Origin of the sequence: Streptomyces pratensis, from assembly GCF_037137275.1 — a bacterium.
GTDB lineage: Bacteria > Actinomycetota > Actinomycetes > Streptomycetales > Streptomycetaceae > Streptomyces > Streptomyces pratensis_B.
This window is the reverse complement of the sequence record NZ_JBBBEN010000089.1, coordinates 175,796-191,007: the sequence shown is the minus strand read 5'-3', so window position 1 is coordinate 191,007 and position 15,212 is coordinate 175,796. Positions and strand designations below refer to the sequence as shown.

Sequence of the window (15,212 nt, the reverse complement as noted above, 5' to 3'; positions counted from 1 at the left end):
CGCGGCGAGACGGCCGGCCGCGCGTTCTGCCGCTCACTCCCCAGGCGAGGGAGGGGTGAGCCCAGGATGGTCGGTGGCGTCCTCGTCCACGTACGTGGGCGCCTGCGCGTGCATCTGCAGCGCCACGTCCCCCGCTCGCTCGAAGCGCAGCGTCACCCATGCGTAGTCACCGCCCCGCATCCGCTCCTTCAGCCCCCGCAGCAGCAGGTGCGGGCGGCCCTCCTCCAGGGCCACCAGCTTCCCGGGCGGCACGGCCACCGGTCCCCGAGGCGCGCCCTCCCCGGTGACGACGTCCACGGAACGGGCGATCGTCGTCTCGCCGCCGAGCAGCCGGTCCGCCGTCGCCCCCTCGTTGTACAGCCATACGTACAGGGGAGCGTCGTCCCCGGCCTCCCACGGGCCGTTCGGCGGTTCGGAGATGTGGGCGTAGCGGATCAGCATGGAACCGATGCGGACGTTCGCGCCGGGCGGGTTGTACTCACCCGAGGTCGAGTCGCAACCCGCCAGCATCGTGGCCAGGAGGCCGCAGCAGGTCAGTGCGTAAGCGGCCCGGCGCAGGCGGCGGCCGAGGCAGGGGCGGCTGTTCATGGGCGAGTCCTCATCGTCGTCGTGCCTACCGAGTCTGTGGCGTCTGTGAGCGTTCGGCCCATGTATGCCCGTACGGGACCGGGGCCCCGAAAGGTTGAGCCGTATGCCGTACGCGTGCCGTGGGGCTCCGGGACGATTCCGGGGGGCCGACTACCGGGCCCCCGGGCAGCGGGCGGCGGCCTCACACGGCGAGGAGGGGCCTCCCGCGTTCTGGAGGCGGCCTCCTCGCGCCCTCCGCGCGACGGCCGGGCCACGCATACCCCAGCGGAAGTCGGGAACCCAGGCAGACAGAAAGCGCGGCCGGCGTTCCGGCCGCGATGCACGACATCGCAAGGAGGACTCATGGAATCCGGTGGCATCCCCGTCATGACCAGGCTGTCCGACTCGCCTCACGTGATCGCCTCCCCCGAGGAGGACATTCGCGGCCGGAAGGTGATCGACCGGTCGGGCAACGAACTCGGCAAGATCGGTGATCTCGTCATCGACGAGGAGGGTCAGAAGGTCCGCTTCCTGGTCCTGGAGCACGGCGGCTTCCTGGGTCTCGGGGAAAAAAAGAGCTATGTGCCGGTCGACGCCGTCGCGGAGGTGGGCGAGGACGAGGTGCGCATCGATCGCACACGGGACGAGGTGACCGAGTCGCCCGCCTACGATCCCGACCTCGCCGAGCCGGAGGACTACGAGGACTACTACGGCCGCCTCTACACCCATTACGGCTACACCCCGTTCTGGGTGCCCGGCTACATGTACCCCCGCCTGACGCCCTGAGCGCTGCCTCGCCGGGGCGGAGTCGGCGGCTTCGCCCCGGCGCGGGGCGGGCGCGCCGCCCGGCTCACCGACGGCTGCTCACCCAAAAACGCCGGGGGCAGCCGCCGCCCGCGCTCCGCCGCCCGAACCCGGGCGTCCCCGCCGTTCCCCTCCCCGGAGTGACCCGTCCGCGGATCGGGCCGGGCCGGCACGCCGTTCCGCTCCTCGGGGCCGGGCGCACCGGGGGTCGACACCTTTCCGCCGGAGCAAGCCGTTCCCGTCGATGCACACCCCCGATGCCTAGGCTGACCGCGTGCGAACACTCCCCGAACCCGTCCGGCGGCTGGCCGCCTGGTGTGCCGTCATCCTGCTGGTCTGCGGGGTCGCCTATATCGGGATTCGGCTGTGCGTGGCGCTCCGGCCGGCCGTCGTCCCCGTCCTGCTGGCCCTGCTCGGCACCGCTCTCCTGCTCCCGCTGCACCGGTGGCTCGTCAGGGCGAAGGTCAACCGGTCCGTCGCGGCGGGGGCCACCTGTGCAGCGGTGCTCGGCGCCGTCGGCGGCGCCGTGTACGTCGTCACGGTCACGCTGGTCGACACGTGGGACCAGATCGTCGCCTCGCTCCGAAGGGCCGTACGGAGCCTGGCCGACCGATTCGGGCTGGCCGAGACCTCACTGGAGGACCTCGCCGACGACGCGCTGAACACCCTGGACCGGTTCGGCGGGACCGTCGCCTCCGGGGTCGTCACCGGGGTCGGCATGGCCGCCCAGGCTCTCGGCATGGCGGTGCTCGCCCTGCTGCTGGTGTTCTTCTTCCTCCGCGACTCCGACCGGGCGGCCGCGACCCTGCGCTCGCTCGTCCCGCACGGGAGCGCCGACCTCGTCGAGGCGATGGCCCGGCGGGCCTTCGAGGGCGTCGAGGGGTTCATGCGGGGGACCACCGTGGTGGCGCTCGTCGACGCGGTGTGCATCACCGCGGGCCTGCTGATCCTCCGTGTGCCGGGGGCGCTCGGACTGGGTGCGATCGTCTTCATCGGCGCGTACGTCCCCTACCTCGGCGCCTTCGCCTCCGGGACCGCCGCCGTACTGGTCGCCCTCGCCGACCGGGGACTCGTCATCGCGCTGTGGGCGCTGGGAGTGGTGCTCGCGGTCCAGATGCTGGAAGGCAACATCTTCCAGCCGGTGGTCCAGAGCCGGACGGTGCGGATGCACCCGGCGGTGGTCCTGGTGGCGCTCACCGCGGGCGCGTCCGTGGCCGGCGTCGTCGGAGTGCTCCTCGCGGTCCCGGTCACCGCCGCCGCGTTCGGAGTCTTCCGCGAACTGCGCGCCCGATACGCCGGGCCCGACGGCCCGCCCGCCCCCGGCCCCTCCGCCGAGCGGCCGGCGGACGCGTGACACGCCGGCGGAGGGGACCACGCGCGAACCCCGCTCACCACCCCGTCCACAGGAAGTGGTTGATCAGCACCGCCGGGACGGCGGACGCGACCAGCCAGCACCGAACGCCCCGTCCGGGGAGCAGCGCCGCGGCGGGCACCAGCCACAGGAGGAACGGCTGCCAGATGCGCTCGGTCTCCGCCTTGCTCATGCCGGACAGGTCGGCGGCGAGAAGCGCCGTCAGGGCCGCCAGCACCAGCAGCGCCAGCCGCCCGCTCGGGACGGCGGCCGCGGGGTCGCGCCGCAGCGACCGCAGGGCCCCGGGAGCGGCCGCCGCGCCGCGGCGCAGTCCGGCGACGGCGGCGAGCCCGGCGGCGAGGGTCGCGCAGGCCAGGTTGGCCCAGACCCAGTACCCGTACGGGCGGACGCCGCCCGCCCCCTGGTAGTAGCGCTCGACCAACAGGTGGTACGCCGTCCACCAGTTGAACCCGGCCAGGGTGAAGGCGACCGGGACCGTCAGTGCCCCGAGCAGGAACAGCGGCACCGGGCGGGCGGTTCTGGCGAGCACCAGCACGGCGAGCAGCACGGCGGCCATCAGCCCCAGCCCGTAACTGAGGTAGCAGGTCCACCCGAACAGCAGACCCCCGCCGGCGGCCGCAGCGGCCGGGAATCGGACGCGACGGGTGGCGGCCAGCGCCAGCAGCGCCACCGACCAGGCGGCGACGGCCGTGAAATAGCCGTCGGCGGAGACGCCGGCCCAGACGGCCGCAGGGGCGAGGACGAGGAAGGGGGCCGCCCGCCGGGCGAGCCGTTCGTCGGCCAGGACGCGCACGGCGATCAGGACGGCCAGCGCCGCGGAGCTGCCGACAACGACGCACCAGACAGCCGCCCAGGCGCCGCCGCCGAGCCCCACGCGGTCCAGCCAGACGAAGGTCAGCGTCGCGCCCGGCGGGTGCCCGGCCACATGGGCGGGCCAGTTGCCGGGCTCGCCGATCAGGATGTGGTTCGTGAAGTCGCGCAACGTGGCGGGGATGTCCTCGAAGCGGTCGATGACCCGCAGGTACTCGTGCTTGGTGGTGAGCCGTTTCGCGACGCCGCGGTGCCAGCCGTCGATCAGCGCCATCGAGAAGACCCAGGCCATGGACCCGGCCCAGGCCGCCGCCAGCAGACCGCGCCAGGGCAGCCGGGCGGCGAGCGGAGGACCGTACGCGACCACCAGGACCGCCATGGTCAGGGCGGCCGGGGTGCCGGGACCCAGATGCGGGTCCCAGGAGGCCAGCAGCGGAGGCCACTGGGCGCGCAGGCTCCCGTCCCTGTTCTGGATGACGTGGCCCACGGCCACGGCGGCAGCGACGAGCAGAACGCCCGCGGCGGCGGCGGCCAGGTCCCGTCGTCTTTCGCGCCGGGCAGGGGCGTCGGTGGGCTCCGGCGGCGCGGGCGGGCGGCGCCCGGTGCCGTCGGCGGTGTCCGTGGGTGCGGCGTCCTCGGTCTTCACGCTGGCACGCTATGCAACCCGGGACGGAATCGGGCGGTACGACGGGGGCGCGTCATCGAACCGTCAGATTCCCTCCGGCCGGCCACGACGTCAGGATTTCGTCAGGAGTCGCAGCAGCCCGGTGACGGCGCCCGCGGCTTAGCGTCGGCTCCATGTCCGAACGCCGCCGCATCCGCGTCCGTCTCCCCGCTCTCCCGCCCCCTTCCCTCCGCGCCCTTCGCACGCCCGCCGACCCGGCGTTCTGGCGCAGCCCCGTGCGCGGGGCGCGCTTCACCGCCGTGCTCGGCGTCATCCTGCTCGTCGGGCTCACCCTGCTGTCCGTCACCGGCCTGCTCTCGTACGCCGCCTACAACCCTGACCTGCACCCGGTCAACGACAAGACCCCCGGCAAGGGCCGGCTCGGCTTCTACCTGTTCGCCTGGCCGACCGGTCCGCACTGGCTCTACCGGCTGACGCAGGGCCTGCACGTCACCGTCGGCATCGTCCTCGTGCCCGTCCTGCTGGCCAAGCTCTGGTCGGTGGTCCCGCGGCTCTTCGCCCTGCCGCCCGCCCGGTCGGCGGCCCACGCCCTGGAGCGGGTCTCGCTGCTGCTGCTCGTGGGCGGGGCGCTGTTCACGTTCCTCACCGGGCTGCTCAACATCCAGTTGGACTACGTCTTTCCCGGGTCCTTCTACGCCCTGCACTTCTACGGGGCCTGGGTGTTCCTCGCCGGTTTCGTCGCCCACGTCGCCCTCAAGGCGCCGCAGGCCGTGCGCGTGCTGCGGCGCGGCATCCCGCGCGGCGAACCGGACGCCCTCGCCGCCCCCGCCCCGCTGCCCGCCACGCTCTCCCGTCGCGGCGCGCTGGCTGTAGTGGGAGCCGGCTCCCTGCTCCTGCTCGTCACCTCGGCCGGACGCAGCTTCGACGGACCGCTGCGCCGGATCGCGCTTCTCACCCCGCGCGGCGGGACGGACCCGGGGCCCGGCCCGAACGCCTTCCCGGTCAACAAGACCGCCGCCGCCGTCCGGATCGGACCCGCCGACACCGGCGAGCGCTGGCGGCTGACCGTGCGCGGGCGGGCCGGGGAGTTCCGGCTGTCCCTGGCCGAGCTGCTGGCGATGGAGCAGCACAGCGCGAGGCTCCCCATCGCCTGTGTCGAGGGCTGGTCGACATCGGACCAGCTCTGGCGCGGGGTGCGGCTGGCGGACCTGGCGGCGCTCGCCGGGCACCCGGACAGGCCGCCCGGCGTGTTGGTGGAATCGCTCCAGCGCAGCGGCTCCTTCCGCAAGGCCGCCCTGCGCGACAACCAGGTCCGCGACGCTCGCTCGCTGCTCGCGCTGGAGGTCAACGGCGCGCCGCTGTCGCTCGACCACGGCTGTCCGGCCCGGATCATCGTGCCCGCCGCGCCCGGGGTGCTGAACACCAAATGGGTCGAGACGCTGACGTTCGGAGAGCCGTGATGTCCACCCGAGCTCTGCCGCCGACGCCCCGCGGGCCCCGCTGCTTCCCGCGCCGCCTGTACGGGGCGGGGCCGTTCCATCTGCTGCTGCTCGCCGTGACGTTCTGCCTGGCCGGCTACGCGGGCGTACGGCTGCTGGACGGGGACACGGCCGGCGTGCTGCTCTGGTTCGCCGGGTCCGCCGTCCTGCACGACCTGGTGCTGCTGCCCGCGTACGCGGGGGCGGACCGGGCGTTGCGCGCGGTGCTCGGCCCCCGGACGGCCCTGGTCAACTTCGTCCGGGTGCCGGCGCTCCTCTCCGGGCTGCTCCTGCTGGTCTGGTTCCCGCTGATCTCCCGGCGGACCGAACGGCGGTACGAGGCCGCCTCCGGCACCTCCCCGGACGTCTACCTCGGCAACTGGCTGCTGCTCACCGCCTCGCTGTTCGCGCTCTCCGCGCTGTGGCTGCTGATCCGTGCCCTTCGCTCCCGTACGGGGCGGCGGGGCCGGCGCAGCGAGACGAAGGTCCGCCCCTCCGCGCTCCACTGAGCGGCCGTACGCCAACCGCGCGCGCGGGCGTACCGCAGCAGCGCCGGCGCTCCGATCCGCGCCCAGGGGAACGGCTCGGCCGCCGCTTCTTGGGCGCACGCGGGGGCGAGCGTCCCGGCCGGGGCGCCCCGGCCGTCGTCGAGCCGCACCCGGACGCGCTCGTCGACGTCGAGGGGAGCGGTCTCCGCGATCAGGAGCCCGTCGGCGGCCAGCAGGCCGGCCGCCCGGTCCAGCAGGGCGGCCGGGTCGCCGCCGATGCCGATGTTGCCGTCGACGAGGAGCAGGGTGCCCCACCGGCCCTCGTCGGGCAGCGGGTCGAAGACGCTGCGCAGGAGAGCGGCGGCGCCCAGTCGGCGGGTACGGGCCACGGCGGCCTCGCTGACGTCGATGCCCAGGGCCCGGTGCCCCAGCGAGGCCAGCTCGGCGACCAGCCGCCCCGGCCCGCAGCCGACGTCCAGCACGGGCCCCTCGCACCGGTGGAGGGCGGACAGGTCGGCGGCGTCCGCCCGGGAACACCAGCGCTCCACGTCCAGCGGCAGCAGCCAGCCGTCGTTGCGGCGGAGGAAGAGCGGTCCGCGGCCGGCGCGCAGCGCCCGGGCGTACGGGTCGGCTCCCCAGGGGGCGGTGCGGGCCGAGCCGGGCCCGGTGGTCCTGTCGGGGCGGCCCGCACGGTCGGGGGCCGCGGCGTGGGGGTCCGGGGCCCCGGCGGGGGCCTCGGCGTCGATCGGCGAGGGGGGCAGCGTCGTGCTCATCGCACCCCCGCCCCGGCCAGCCGGGCGAGCGCCGCGGCGAACCGGCCGTCGGGCGCGGTGGCCGCGACCCGGTGGGCGTCGGCCGCGGTGTCCACGTCGACCAGGGCCGGGAGGTCGCGGACGGTGAGCCCCGCTTGTTCGAGTCTGCTCCGCTGCACCGCCCCGGTCCGCGGTACGGACATCGGCACCCCGCGCAGCAGGGCGGGGTCGGGTTCGGCGAGGCCCAGGGCCCAGAAACCGCCGTCCTCCGCCGGCCCGAACCAGGCCCCGCAGCCGTCCCAGGCGTCGGGGGCGAGCGCGGGGGCCAGGAGCGGGCCGGTGATCTGCGGAGTGTCCATGCCGACCAGGAGGGCGGGCCCGGTGCACCCGGCGAAGGCCGCCGCGAGCCGTTCGTCCAGGCCGCCCGCGCTCTGCGGCACCACCTCGAAGCCCGGCGGTGCCCAGGGGCCCGGCCGCCCGTCCAGGACCAGGACGCGTCGCCGGGCCGGGAGGGTGAGGGCCGTCTCCAAGGTGTCGGTGAGAGCGGCGGCCGCGAGCTCGGCGGCTTCTTCGGGGGAGAACGGCGGGCAGAGCCGTGTCTTGACCCGGCCTGGCGCCGGCTCCTTCGCGATGACCAGCAACTCCGTGGGCCCCCAGGGGCCGTGCGCGCTCATCGGGCGGCCTCCGTGGTGGCCGCCGCCGTCGGCCGGGTCCCCCCGGCCGGTGGCTCCCGCAGGACGCCCCGCATGTCGCGTACCGCGTGCCAGGTACCGCGCCAGGTCCCGGTCACCTTCGACTTGCCCGTGCGCGGCCGGTAGGGGACGTCCGTCTCGGCGACCCGCCAACCTGCGTCCGAGGCCCGGACCACCATCTGGAGCGGGTAGCCGCTGCGCCGGTCGGTGAGGTCCAGGGCCAGCAGGCCGGCGCGGCGGGCCGCCCGCAGCGGCCCGAGGTCGTGCAGCCGCAGACCGGTGCGGCGGCGCAGCATCCGGGCGAGCGCCAGGTTGCCTGCGCGCGCGTGCGGCGGCCAGGCGCCCCGGCCCTCCGGGCGGCGCCGGCCCAGCAGCAGGTCGCACTCGCCTTCGGCGATCCGACGCACGAACCCGGTCAGCAGAGCGGGGTCCAGCGAACCGTCGCAGTCGCAGAAGCAGACGAACTCCGCCTCGGCGGCGAGTAGTCCGGCGTGGCAGGCGGCGCCGAACCCGCGCCGTTCCTCCGTGACCACTGTCGCACCGAGGGAACGGGCCAGCTCGGCCGAACCGTCGCTGGAACCGTTGTCGACGACGATCGCGCGCCAGCCCTCGGGGACGCGGTCGAGCACCCGGGGCAGTGCGGCCGCCTCGTCCAGGCAGGGCAGGACGATATCGGCCTTCGGGAGGACGGTGGGCGGGGCGGTGGCATACGGGGGAGTGGCGAAGGAATCAGTCACCCGCCTCACCCTACGGAGACAAGTCCGGCATTTGGGGCACCCGGTTCTTACGAAACATGGACGTCGGCCGGATGGAGGCGTCCGCGCCTCCGGCGCGCCGGGGGCGAGTGCCACAGTGGGCGCCATGGAGAACACCCCGCCCGCCCCGCTCCGCGCGCCCGTCCGGCAGGACTCACGCGGGCGGGTCCTCGTCGTGGACGACGATCCGACCGTCGCCGAGGTCGTCGTCGGCTATCTGGACCGCGCCGGATACGCCGTCGAGCAGGCCGACGACGGACCCGCCGCGCTGGAGCGCTTCGCGGCCGCCCGGCCCGACCTCGTCGTCCTGGACCTGATGCTGCCCGTCATGGACGGGTTCGAGGTCTGCCGCCGGATGCGAGCGCACAGGCCGGTCCCGGTCATCATGCTCACCGCCCGCGGCGACGAGGAGGACCGCATCCTCGGTCTGGAGACGGGCGCCGACGACTACGTGACCAAGCCGTTCAGCCCGCGCGAACTGGTGCTGCGGGTCGACTCCGTGCTCCGCCGCGCACGTGCCGCCGCGCCGGCGGAGGAGGCCGTGCCGCTGTCGGGGGGCGGGCTGACTCTGGACCCGATGGCCCGGCGGGCCCTGCACGACGGGGTCCAGCTGGCTCTGACGCTCAGGGAGTTCGACCTGCTCGCCTTCCTGCTCCGGCACCCCGGACGGGCGTTCGGGAGGGAGGAGCTGATGCGGGAGGTCTGGGGCTGGGACTTCGGGGACCTGTCGACGGTCACCGTCCACATCCGCAGACTGCGCGGCAAGGTCGAACGGGACCCGGCGCGCCCGCGGTTGATCCGGACCGTGTGGGGCGTGGGGTACCGCCTGGACCTGACCGCCGGGGACACGGGCGGGGAGGACGGCGCGGAGGCTCGGGACGACGGGCGCCGGGGCCTCGGCGAGGACCCGGCCCGCACGGAGACCGGCCGGGCCGTCGTCCCCGGCCCGCCGACGGGGGGCTGACCGCCATGACCGACATCCTCCTCATAGCCCTCTTCGCCTTCCTGGGAGCGGCCGCCGCCGGGCTGCTCGGCGCGCTCCTCCTGCGCCTGCTGCGGCACCGCTCGCTGGTCGTCTCGCTGAGCGTCGTCGCCGGGGTGGCCGTCACCGCCATGCTGGCCGGGACCCTGACGGTCGCCTGGGCGATGTTCCTCTCCTCGCACGACCTGTACGTGGTCACCACCGTCGTCGCCATGGCCGCCGTGGTCTCCCTGGCCACCGCCGTACTGCTGGGCCGCTGGGTGGCGGCCCGCAGCCGGGAACTGACGCTGGCCGCCCGGTCGTTCGGCGACGGCGGCACCTTCGCCGCGCCCACCGCGCAGCCCACCGCAGAGCTGGCCGCGCTCGCCCGGGAACTGGCCGCCACCAGCGCCAAACTGGACAGTTCGCGGGAGCGCGAAAGGGCCCTGGAGACCTCGCGGCGCGAGCTGGTCGCCTGGATCTCCCACGATCTGCGCACCCCGCTGGCGGGGCTGCGGGCGATGGCGGAGGCCCTGGAGGACGGCATGGCCGCCGACCCCGGGCGCTACCTGCGGCAGATACGCACCGAGGTGGAGCGGATGAACGACATGGTCGGCGACCTCTTCGAGCTCTCCCGTATCCACGCCGGCTCGCTCACCCTGGACACGGCCCGGATCTCCGTGCACGACCTGGTCGGCGACGCGCTGGCCGGTGCGGACCCGCTCGCCCGGGAACGCGGTGTGCGGCTGGTCGGCGACCGGATCGAGGAGGCGCCGGTGGCGGTCGACGGGAAGGAGATGAGCCGGGTGCTGGGCAACCTCCTGATCAACGCCATCCGCCGCACCCCGGCCGACGGCACCGTCGCGGTCTCCGCGCACCGCTCGGACGAGGGCGTCGTGCTCTCGGTGACCGACGGCTGCGGCGGAATCCCGGAGGAGGACCTGCCCCGGGTCTTCGACACCGGCTGGCGCGGCAGTCACGCCCGTACGCCGCCGGCGGGGGCGGGCCTCGGGCTGGCAATCGTGCGCGGCATCGTGGAGGCCCACGCCGGCCGCGCCGAGGTCCGCAACGTGCGCGGCGGCTGCTGCTTCTCCGTCACGCTCCCGCCGGCGTGACGGCGTCCGCCTCCAGGGCGGCCCCGGGACTCCGCAGCCGGGCCGCCGCGAAGTCCCGCATCCCCTCGGCGAAGGCCACCCGGGGGCGCCAGCCCAGCTCCTCGCGCAGCCGCCGCGAGTCCGCCGTGACATGGCGCACGTCCCCCAGCCGGTACTCCCCGGTCACCACCGGCTTTGGACCGCCGTGCGCGCCGGCCAGCACGGCGGCCATCTCCCCGATGGTGTGCGGCTCGCCGCTGCCCGTGTTGTACGCGGCGAAGGAAGCGGGCCGGCGCTCCCGTACCGCATCCAGGGCCACGACGTTGGCCGCCGCGACATCGTGGACGTGGACGAAGTCGCGGCGCTGGCGTCCGTCCTCGTAGACGCGGGGGGCCTCGCCGCGGGCCAGCGCGGAGCGGAAGAACGAGGCGACCCCGGCGTACGGCGTGTCGCGCGGCATCCCCGGCCCGTACACGTTGTGGTAGCGCAGGGACACCGCCCGGCCGGCCGTGGCCCGCGCCCACGCGCCGGCCAGGTGCTCCTGCGCCAGTTTGGTCGCCGCGTACACGTTGCGCGGGTCGGCGGGCGCCTCCTCTGCCACCAGGCCGGGCGTCAGCTCCGCGCCGCAGTCGGGACAGCGCGGCTCGAAGCTCCCCGCCCGCAGAGCGGCCTCCGCACGCGGACCAGGGCGGACCGACCCGTGCCGCGGACAGTCGTAGCGGCCCTCCCCGTAGACCACCATCGAACCGGCCAGCACCAGGTCCCGCACCCCGGCCGCGGCCATCTCCGCCAGCAGCACCGACGTGCCCAGGTCGTTGCAGCCCACGTACAGGGGCGCGTCCGCGAAGTCCTTACCGAGGCCCACCATGGCCGCCTGGTGGCACACCGCGTCGACGCCGGCCAGTGCGTCCGCCACCGTCTCCCGGTCCCGGAGGTCCCCGACGACCACCCGGTCGCCGAGGACCGGGGCGAGTGCCGCCGCGGGGTGGGCGGTCGGCAGCAGGGCGTCGAGCACGACGCTTTCGTGCCCGGCCGCGGTGAGTGCGGCGACGACATGTGACCCGATGAACCCGGCTCCGCCGGTGACCAGTACGCGCATGGCCGCCACGTTAGGACCGGGAGGGCCGCCGGGCGGGCCGCGGCGCGCGCACGTCACTGGTCTGTAAGACCCGCCGTCACGGGCTCACGCGCAAACCGGCTCCCCGGCGCGGTCGGCGCAGCGCCCGCCCGGCCCCCTGGGCTTCTGTCGTGGGCCGGGCGGTCGACGCCTTCGCAACAGGACCGGGGCGGCGCGGTCCGCTTGCCCGGCGCCCACGGGTCAGTGGTCGTCCCAGTGGCCGTCGTGTTCGGCGTGCCGGTGACCGTCGTGGACGTAGTCGACGTGATCGTCATGGGGCACGGCCACATGCCCGCAGGTCTCACCGTGCCGGTGCTCGTGGCCCTCGTGGGGCGCGTGCCGGGGGTTCACGCACTCGTCCACGTGATCGCCGTGGGTGCGGTGCAGATGACCGTCGTGGGCGTAGTCGACGTGGCCGTCGTGGGGCACCGCGACATGCCCGCACCCCGGGGCGTGCTGATGGGCATGCTGGGGGTGTGCGTGGTGGTGTGTCGTGACAGACACGCGCGTCTCTCCTCTCCGTCCGGTAAACCGCTGACCTGCGGAATCACCGAGGGCGGCCGTCTCGCGCCTCATGCACGAGCCTAACGCCGCCGTCGTCGGCACGCCTGGGGGGCGGCACGGCGTCGACGGGTGACGAGCCGGGGCCGCCGGAGGCCCCTGAGTACGGGGCGGACGGCGGAGCGTGTTCCGGACGGAGTCCTCGCGCTCACGGACGGGAGCTGCCGCGACACGCCCACCGCTTCCGGCTCCGGTGTCCGGGGGACGTCCAGCGGCTGGAGCCACCGAACCGGCGGGCCGTCCCGGCCAGGAGGCTCTCAGGGCCGTCGGCGTCGTGCCGCGGCGGTCCGCCGGGGGAGCTGTGTCGTCTGCCGGGAGAGCCGCGCTGTTCGCCCGCGAGAGCCGTGCTGTACCGGACGGCAACGGGCTTGCGCCGCACGGCCCCGCCCGGCGTCAGGGAGGCGGTCGGGCGCGCCTTGCGCCCGGAGACGGGTCAGGGCCCGCCTCGGGAGGCGGGCCCTGCACGGTGCGAAGGAGGGAGGCGAAGGGGTCAGACGCCCGCCTTGGCCGGCACCTCGTCCTCGTCGGGGCCCGACGGGCCGGCCTTCCGGTCGCGGACGTAGGCGAGGAAGGAGTCGAGCTCGCGCTTGACGATGGGGGCCAGGAGGTAGAGGCCGACGATGTTGATGACGGCGAGGCTGAAGAGCACCGCGTCGGCCATGTCGATGAGGGTCTGGAGGGTGAGCAGGGACCCCGACACGGCGAACAGGGTGTAGAGGATCTTGTAGGTCATCTCGCTGGCGCGGCTGCGGCCGAACAGGTACGTCCAGGACTTCAGGCCGTAGTACCCCCAGGTCAGGATGGTGGAGAAGGCGAAGAGGACCACGGCGACCGTGAGGACGTACGGGAACCACGGCATCGCGGTGGCGAAGGCGTCCGAGGTGATCGTGACACCGCCGATGGAGTCGTCGTTGCGGGCCTCGCTCCAGCTGGCGGGGTTGGCGATGACGATGGTCAGCGCGGTCATGGTGCAGACGACGACGGTGTCGATGAACGGTTCGAGCAGGGCGACCAGGCCCTCGCTGGCCGGGTGCTTCGTCTTGACCGCGGAGTGGGCGATCGGCGCGGAGCCGATGCCGGCCTCGTTGGAGAACGCGGCGCGCTTGAACCCGATGATCAGTGCGCCGAGCACACCGCCCGCGACGCCCTCGGGGTCGAAGGCTCCGTCGATGATGGTGACGATCGCGGAGGGCACGGCGGTGATGTTGACCAGGATGACGATCAGGCACGCGGTGATGTAGAGGGCGGCCATCGCGGGAATCAGCCGGCTGGTGACCGAGGCGATGGAGCGGATGCCGCCGAGCAGGACGATGCCGACGAGAGCGGCGACGAGGATGCCGAAGAACAGGGCGCCTGCGGAGGAGCCCATCACCCCGTCGTCACCGCCGGTGACGGAGACGAGCTGGGCGTAGGACTGGTTGACCTGGAAGAGGTTGCCGCCGAAGAGCCCGAAGAACAGGATCATTATCGAGGCGAGGACGGCGAGGCCCTTCCCGAAGGTCTTGCCCCGCTTGCCGAAACGTTCGGCCAGGCCCTTGGGCAGGTAGTGCATCGGTCCGCCGGAGACGGTCCCGTCGGCGTGGACCTCGCGGTACTTCACGCCGAGGGTGACCTCGACGAACTTGGTGGCCATGCCGAGGATGCCGCAGAGGATCATCCAGAAGGTGGCTCCGGCGCCGCCGATGGAGACGGCGACGGCCACGCCGGCGATGTTGCCGAGCCCGACGGTGCCCGAGACGGCGGCGGTCAGGGCCTGGAAGTGGTTGACCTCGCCCGCCGAGTTCTTGTCGTCGTACTTGCCGCGCACCACGTCCACCGCGAGACGGAACTTGCGGATCTGGACGAAGCCGAACCAGCAGGTGAAGACGAGCCCTGCCACCACCAGCCAGGCGACGATGAGCGGTAGATCGGTCCCACCCACGGGAACGGCGTAGAAGACGACGTCCATCAGCCAGGTGGCGATGGGATCGAAGAAGCCGCTGACGGCTTCGTCGACGGATTCGGTCAGGGAGTCGAGTGTCACGTTGGCTACCTCAATGGCGCTCGACCGGCGAGAAGGGACGGGTCCCGGTCCGGTCGGCGTGGGTCGGGGGAATGAGCGAACGTCGTTGTCCGGTGGGGGGTGGGGATGCACGTCGTTGTCCGGTCGGCTGCCCGGCGTGTCATACGCGGATGCGCACGCTGGTGGCCTTGGTCTTGCTGTCCGGCTGGTACCGGACCTTCGTCCGGGCCCTCGTGCCGCCTGCGAAGTTGGGCATTTTTACCACGACCCTTACCAAGGTTTAGGTGACCTGGGTCACATCGAGCGGGGTCTTCTGGCGGCAGAGCGGGCGAGTGACCGCATCGTTATGCGGAACAGGAGATACGTTTATCGGACATCTATCGTCTACGGGCTCTTGACCGCCGCGCGGCCCCCGTGCCGATCAGCTGCCGGTTTCCCGATACCTGCACAACTCCTTCACCGCGCAGGCCGCCTCGGCGGACGCCTCGTCCAGCAGGAGATGCCCGGCGTCCTCGACCACGCGCAGCTCCGCGCCGAGGCGTCGGCGGACGGCCGGCCCCGGCGCCGGCGGCGGAAGGAAGGGATCGAAACTGTCGCCGCTGACGACGCACGGCCGCTGCCGCTGTCCGCCGAACCGGTCCGCCGGCAGGGGCGGTGGGGCGAGGCTGCTGCGCCACCAGGTCCATCCACCAGGTCCATCCACCAGGGCAACGCACCGGGCAACGCACCGGGCAACGCGGCCCCGGAGCGGCCATGCGGCGCAGCAGAGCGGCCGTCCGCGGCACCGAGGGGCGCAGCAGCCAGGGCGCGGTGGCCGCCAGGAGCGCGGCCGGTATCCGCAGCCGGGCGATGCCCGCGCTCGGCGGCAGGGCCCGGCCGACGATGTGCGGGGACACGGCGGCGAGCGCGGTCGCGCCGTCCAGGGAGTGTCCCACCACGACGACGGGGCCTGTCGCCTCCCGTTCCAGGAGCTCGTCCAGCCGCCTTCCGTACCAGGCCGTCCCCCCACGACGGGGACGCCGGCCCCCCTCAGCCCCGGCCGGCCCGGGAGGGCCGCGATGAGCAGGAGCCGCCCGTCGGCCCGTCCCCCGGCGGCCGGGAGGCACAGCGCGGCGTCCGTGTTGGTGCCCGGCA

General features: G+C 74.2%; 14 protein-coding genes. 5 read left to right on the top strand and 9 right to left on the bottom strand.

Features of this window, described 5'->3' with window-relative positions:
* Window positions 1–33: 33 nt before the first annotated feature.
* The gene (locus tag V9U70_RS15545) at window positions 34–588 is read right to left on the bottom strand and encodes a copper chaperone PCu(A)C (RefSeq protein WP_336675719.1); all 555 of its coding nucleotides are present in this window, start codon (window positions 586–588) and stop codon (window positions 34–36) included.
* A 342-nt stretch (window positions 589–930) separates the two neighbouring features.
* Between V9U70_RS15545 and V9U70_RS15540 the strand changes: the two genes are divergently transcribed.
* Both V9U70_RS15540 and V9U70_RS15535 read left to right on the top strand, forming a co-directional pair.
* Complete coding sequence (locus tag V9U70_RS15540; RefSeq protein WP_336675717.1) at window positions 931–1,353, top strand: PRC-barrel domain-containing protein; 423 nt, start codon at window positions 931–933, stop codon at window positions 1,351–1,353.
* Window positions 1,354–1,645: 292 nt separating this feature from the next.
* Entirely contained in the window at window positions 1,646–2,725 is a 1,080-nt protein-coding gene (locus V9U70_RS15535) for an AI-2E family transporter (RefSeq protein ID WP_336675714.1), read from the top strand.
* Window positions 2,726–2,759: 34 nt separating this feature from the next.
* Here V9U70_RS15535 and V9U70_RS15530 read toward each other — a convergent pair whose 3' ends face one another.
* Window positions 2,760–4,199, bottom strand: a complete 1,440-nt coding sequence (locus V9U70_RS15530) for a hypothetical protein (protein ID WP_336675713.1) — start codon at window positions 4,197–4,199, stop codon at window positions 2,760–2,762.
* Between the two features lie 152 nt (window positions 4,200–4,351).
* On the opposite strand from V9U70_RS15530, the gene V9U70_RS15525 reads away from it, so the two are divergent.
* Window positions 4,352–5,638, top strand: coding sequence for a molybdopterin-dependent oxidoreductase (locus V9U70_RS15525; protein ID WP_336675711.1), 1,287 nt, complete (start codon window positions 4,352–4,354; stop codon window positions 5,636–5,638).
* 385 nt (window positions 5,639–6,023) lie between these two features.
* Here the strand turns inward: V9U70_RS15525 and V9U70_RS15520 are convergent, their stop codons facing one another.
* Genes V9U70_RS15520 through V9U70_RS15510 form a run of 3 tightly spaced genes read right to left on the bottom strand, consistent with a single transcriptional unit; the run spans window position 6,024 to window position 8,325 of the window.
* Window positions 6,024–6,917, bottom strand: coding sequence for a class I SAM-dependent methyltransferase (locus tag V9U70_RS15520; protein ID WP_336675709.1), 894 nt, complete (start codon window positions 6,915–6,917; stop codon window positions 6,024–6,026).
* Window positions 6,914–7,570, bottom strand: a complete 657-nt coding sequence (locus V9U70_RS15515; RefSeq protein WP_336675707.1) for a TIGR04282 family arsenosugar biosynthesis glycosyltransferase — start codon at window positions 7,568–7,570, stop codon at window positions 6,914–6,916. Before V9U70_RS15515 ends, V9U70_RS15520 begins: the two co-directional genes overlap by 4 nt.
* Window positions 7,567–8,325 carry a glycosyltransferase family 2 protein gene (locus tag V9U70_RS15510; RefSeq protein ID WP_336675705.1) on the bottom strand — a complete coding sequence of 253 codons (759 nt, stop codon included), beginning with the start codon at window positions 8,323–8,325 and terminating at the stop codon, window positions 7,567–7,569. The genes V9U70_RS15515 and V9U70_RS15510 overlap by 4 nt, the downstream gene beginning before the upstream one ends.
* A gap of 124 nt (window positions 8,326–8,449) precedes the next feature.
* On the opposite strand from V9U70_RS15510, the gene V9U70_RS15505 reads away from it, so the two are divergent.
* Window positions 8,450–9,307 carry a response regulator transcription factor gene (locus V9U70_RS15505; protein WP_336675703.1) on the top strand — a complete coding sequence of 286 codons (858 nt, stop codon included), beginning with the start codon at window positions 8,450–8,452 and terminating at the stop codon, window positions 9,305–9,307.
* Between the two features lie 5 nt (window positions 9,308–9,312).
* Window positions 9,313–10,419 carry a sensor histidine kinase gene (locus tag V9U70_RS15500; protein ID WP_336675702.1) on the top strand — a complete coding sequence of 369 codons (1,107 nt, stop codon included), beginning with the start codon at window positions 9,313–9,315 and terminating at the stop codon, window positions 10,417–10,419.
* Here the strand turns inward: V9U70_RS15500 and V9U70_RS15495 are convergent.
* From V9U70_RS15495 to V9U70_RS15480, 4 genes are all read right to left on the bottom strand, one after another.
* Window positions 10,400–11,497 carry an NAD-dependent epimerase/dehydratase family protein gene (locus tag V9U70_RS15495; protein WP_336675700.1) on the bottom strand — a complete coding sequence of 366 codons (1,098 nt, stop codon included), beginning with the start codon at window positions 11,495–11,497 and terminating at the stop codon, window positions 10,400–10,402. The genes V9U70_RS15500 and V9U70_RS15495 overlap by 20 nt on opposite strands.
* A 219-nt stretch (window positions 11,498–11,716) precedes the next feature.
* On the bottom strand, window positions 11,717–12,019 hold the full coding sequence (locus V9U70_RS15490) for a hypothetical protein (RefSeq protein WP_336675698.1): 303 nt from the start codon (window positions 12,017–12,019) through the stop codon (window positions 11,717–11,719).
* 547 nt (window positions 12,020–12,566) lie between these two features.
* Window positions 12,567–14,099: an alanine/glycine:cation symporter family protein gene (locus V9U70_RS15485; protein ID WP_336675696.1), complete on the bottom strand. Its 1,533-nt coding sequence runs from the start codon at window positions 14,097–14,099 to the stop codon at window positions 12,567–12,569.
* 400 nt (window positions 14,100–14,499) lie between these two features.
* Window positions 14,500–14,781, bottom strand: a complete 282-nt coding sequence (locus V9U70_RS15480) for a hypothetical protein (protein ID WP_336675694.1) — start codon at window positions 14,779–14,781, stop codon at window positions 14,500–14,502.
* Between the last annotated feature and the right edge of the window lie 431 nt (window positions 14,782–15,212).

Coding starts and splice junctions, on each gene's coding strand:
- V9U70_RS15545 (WP_336675719.1), bottom strand. CDS start 588: ATGAACAGCCGCCCCTGCCTCGGCCGCCGCCTGCGCCGGGCCGCTTAC.
- V9U70_RS15540 (WP_336675717.1), top strand. CDS start 931: ATGGAATCCGGTGGCATCCCCGTCATGACCAGGCTGTCCGACTCGCCT.
- V9U70_RS15525 (WP_336675711.1), top strand. CDS start 4,352: ATGTCCGAACGCCGCCGCATCCGCGTCCGTCTCCCCGCTCTCCCGCCC.
- V9U70_RS15520 (WP_336675709.1), bottom strand. CDS start 6,917: ATGAGCACGACGCTGCCCCCCTCGCCGATCGACGCCGAGGCCCCCGCC.
- V9U70_RS15515 (WP_336675707.1), bottom strand. CDS start 7,570: ATGAGCGCGCACGGCCCCTGGGGGCCCACGGAGTTGCTGGTCATCGCG.
- V9U70_RS15505 (WP_336675703.1), top strand. CDS start 8,450: ATGGAGAACACCCCGCCCGCCCCGCTCCGCGCGCCCGTCCGGCAGGAC.
- V9U70_RS15500 (WP_336675702.1), top strand. CDS start 9,313: ATGACCGACATCCTCCTCATAGCCCTCTTCGCCTTCCTGGGAGCGGCC.
- V9U70_RS15495 (WP_336675700.1), bottom strand. CDS start 11,497: ATGCGCGTACTGGTCACCGGCGGAGCCGGGTTCATCGGGTCACATGTC.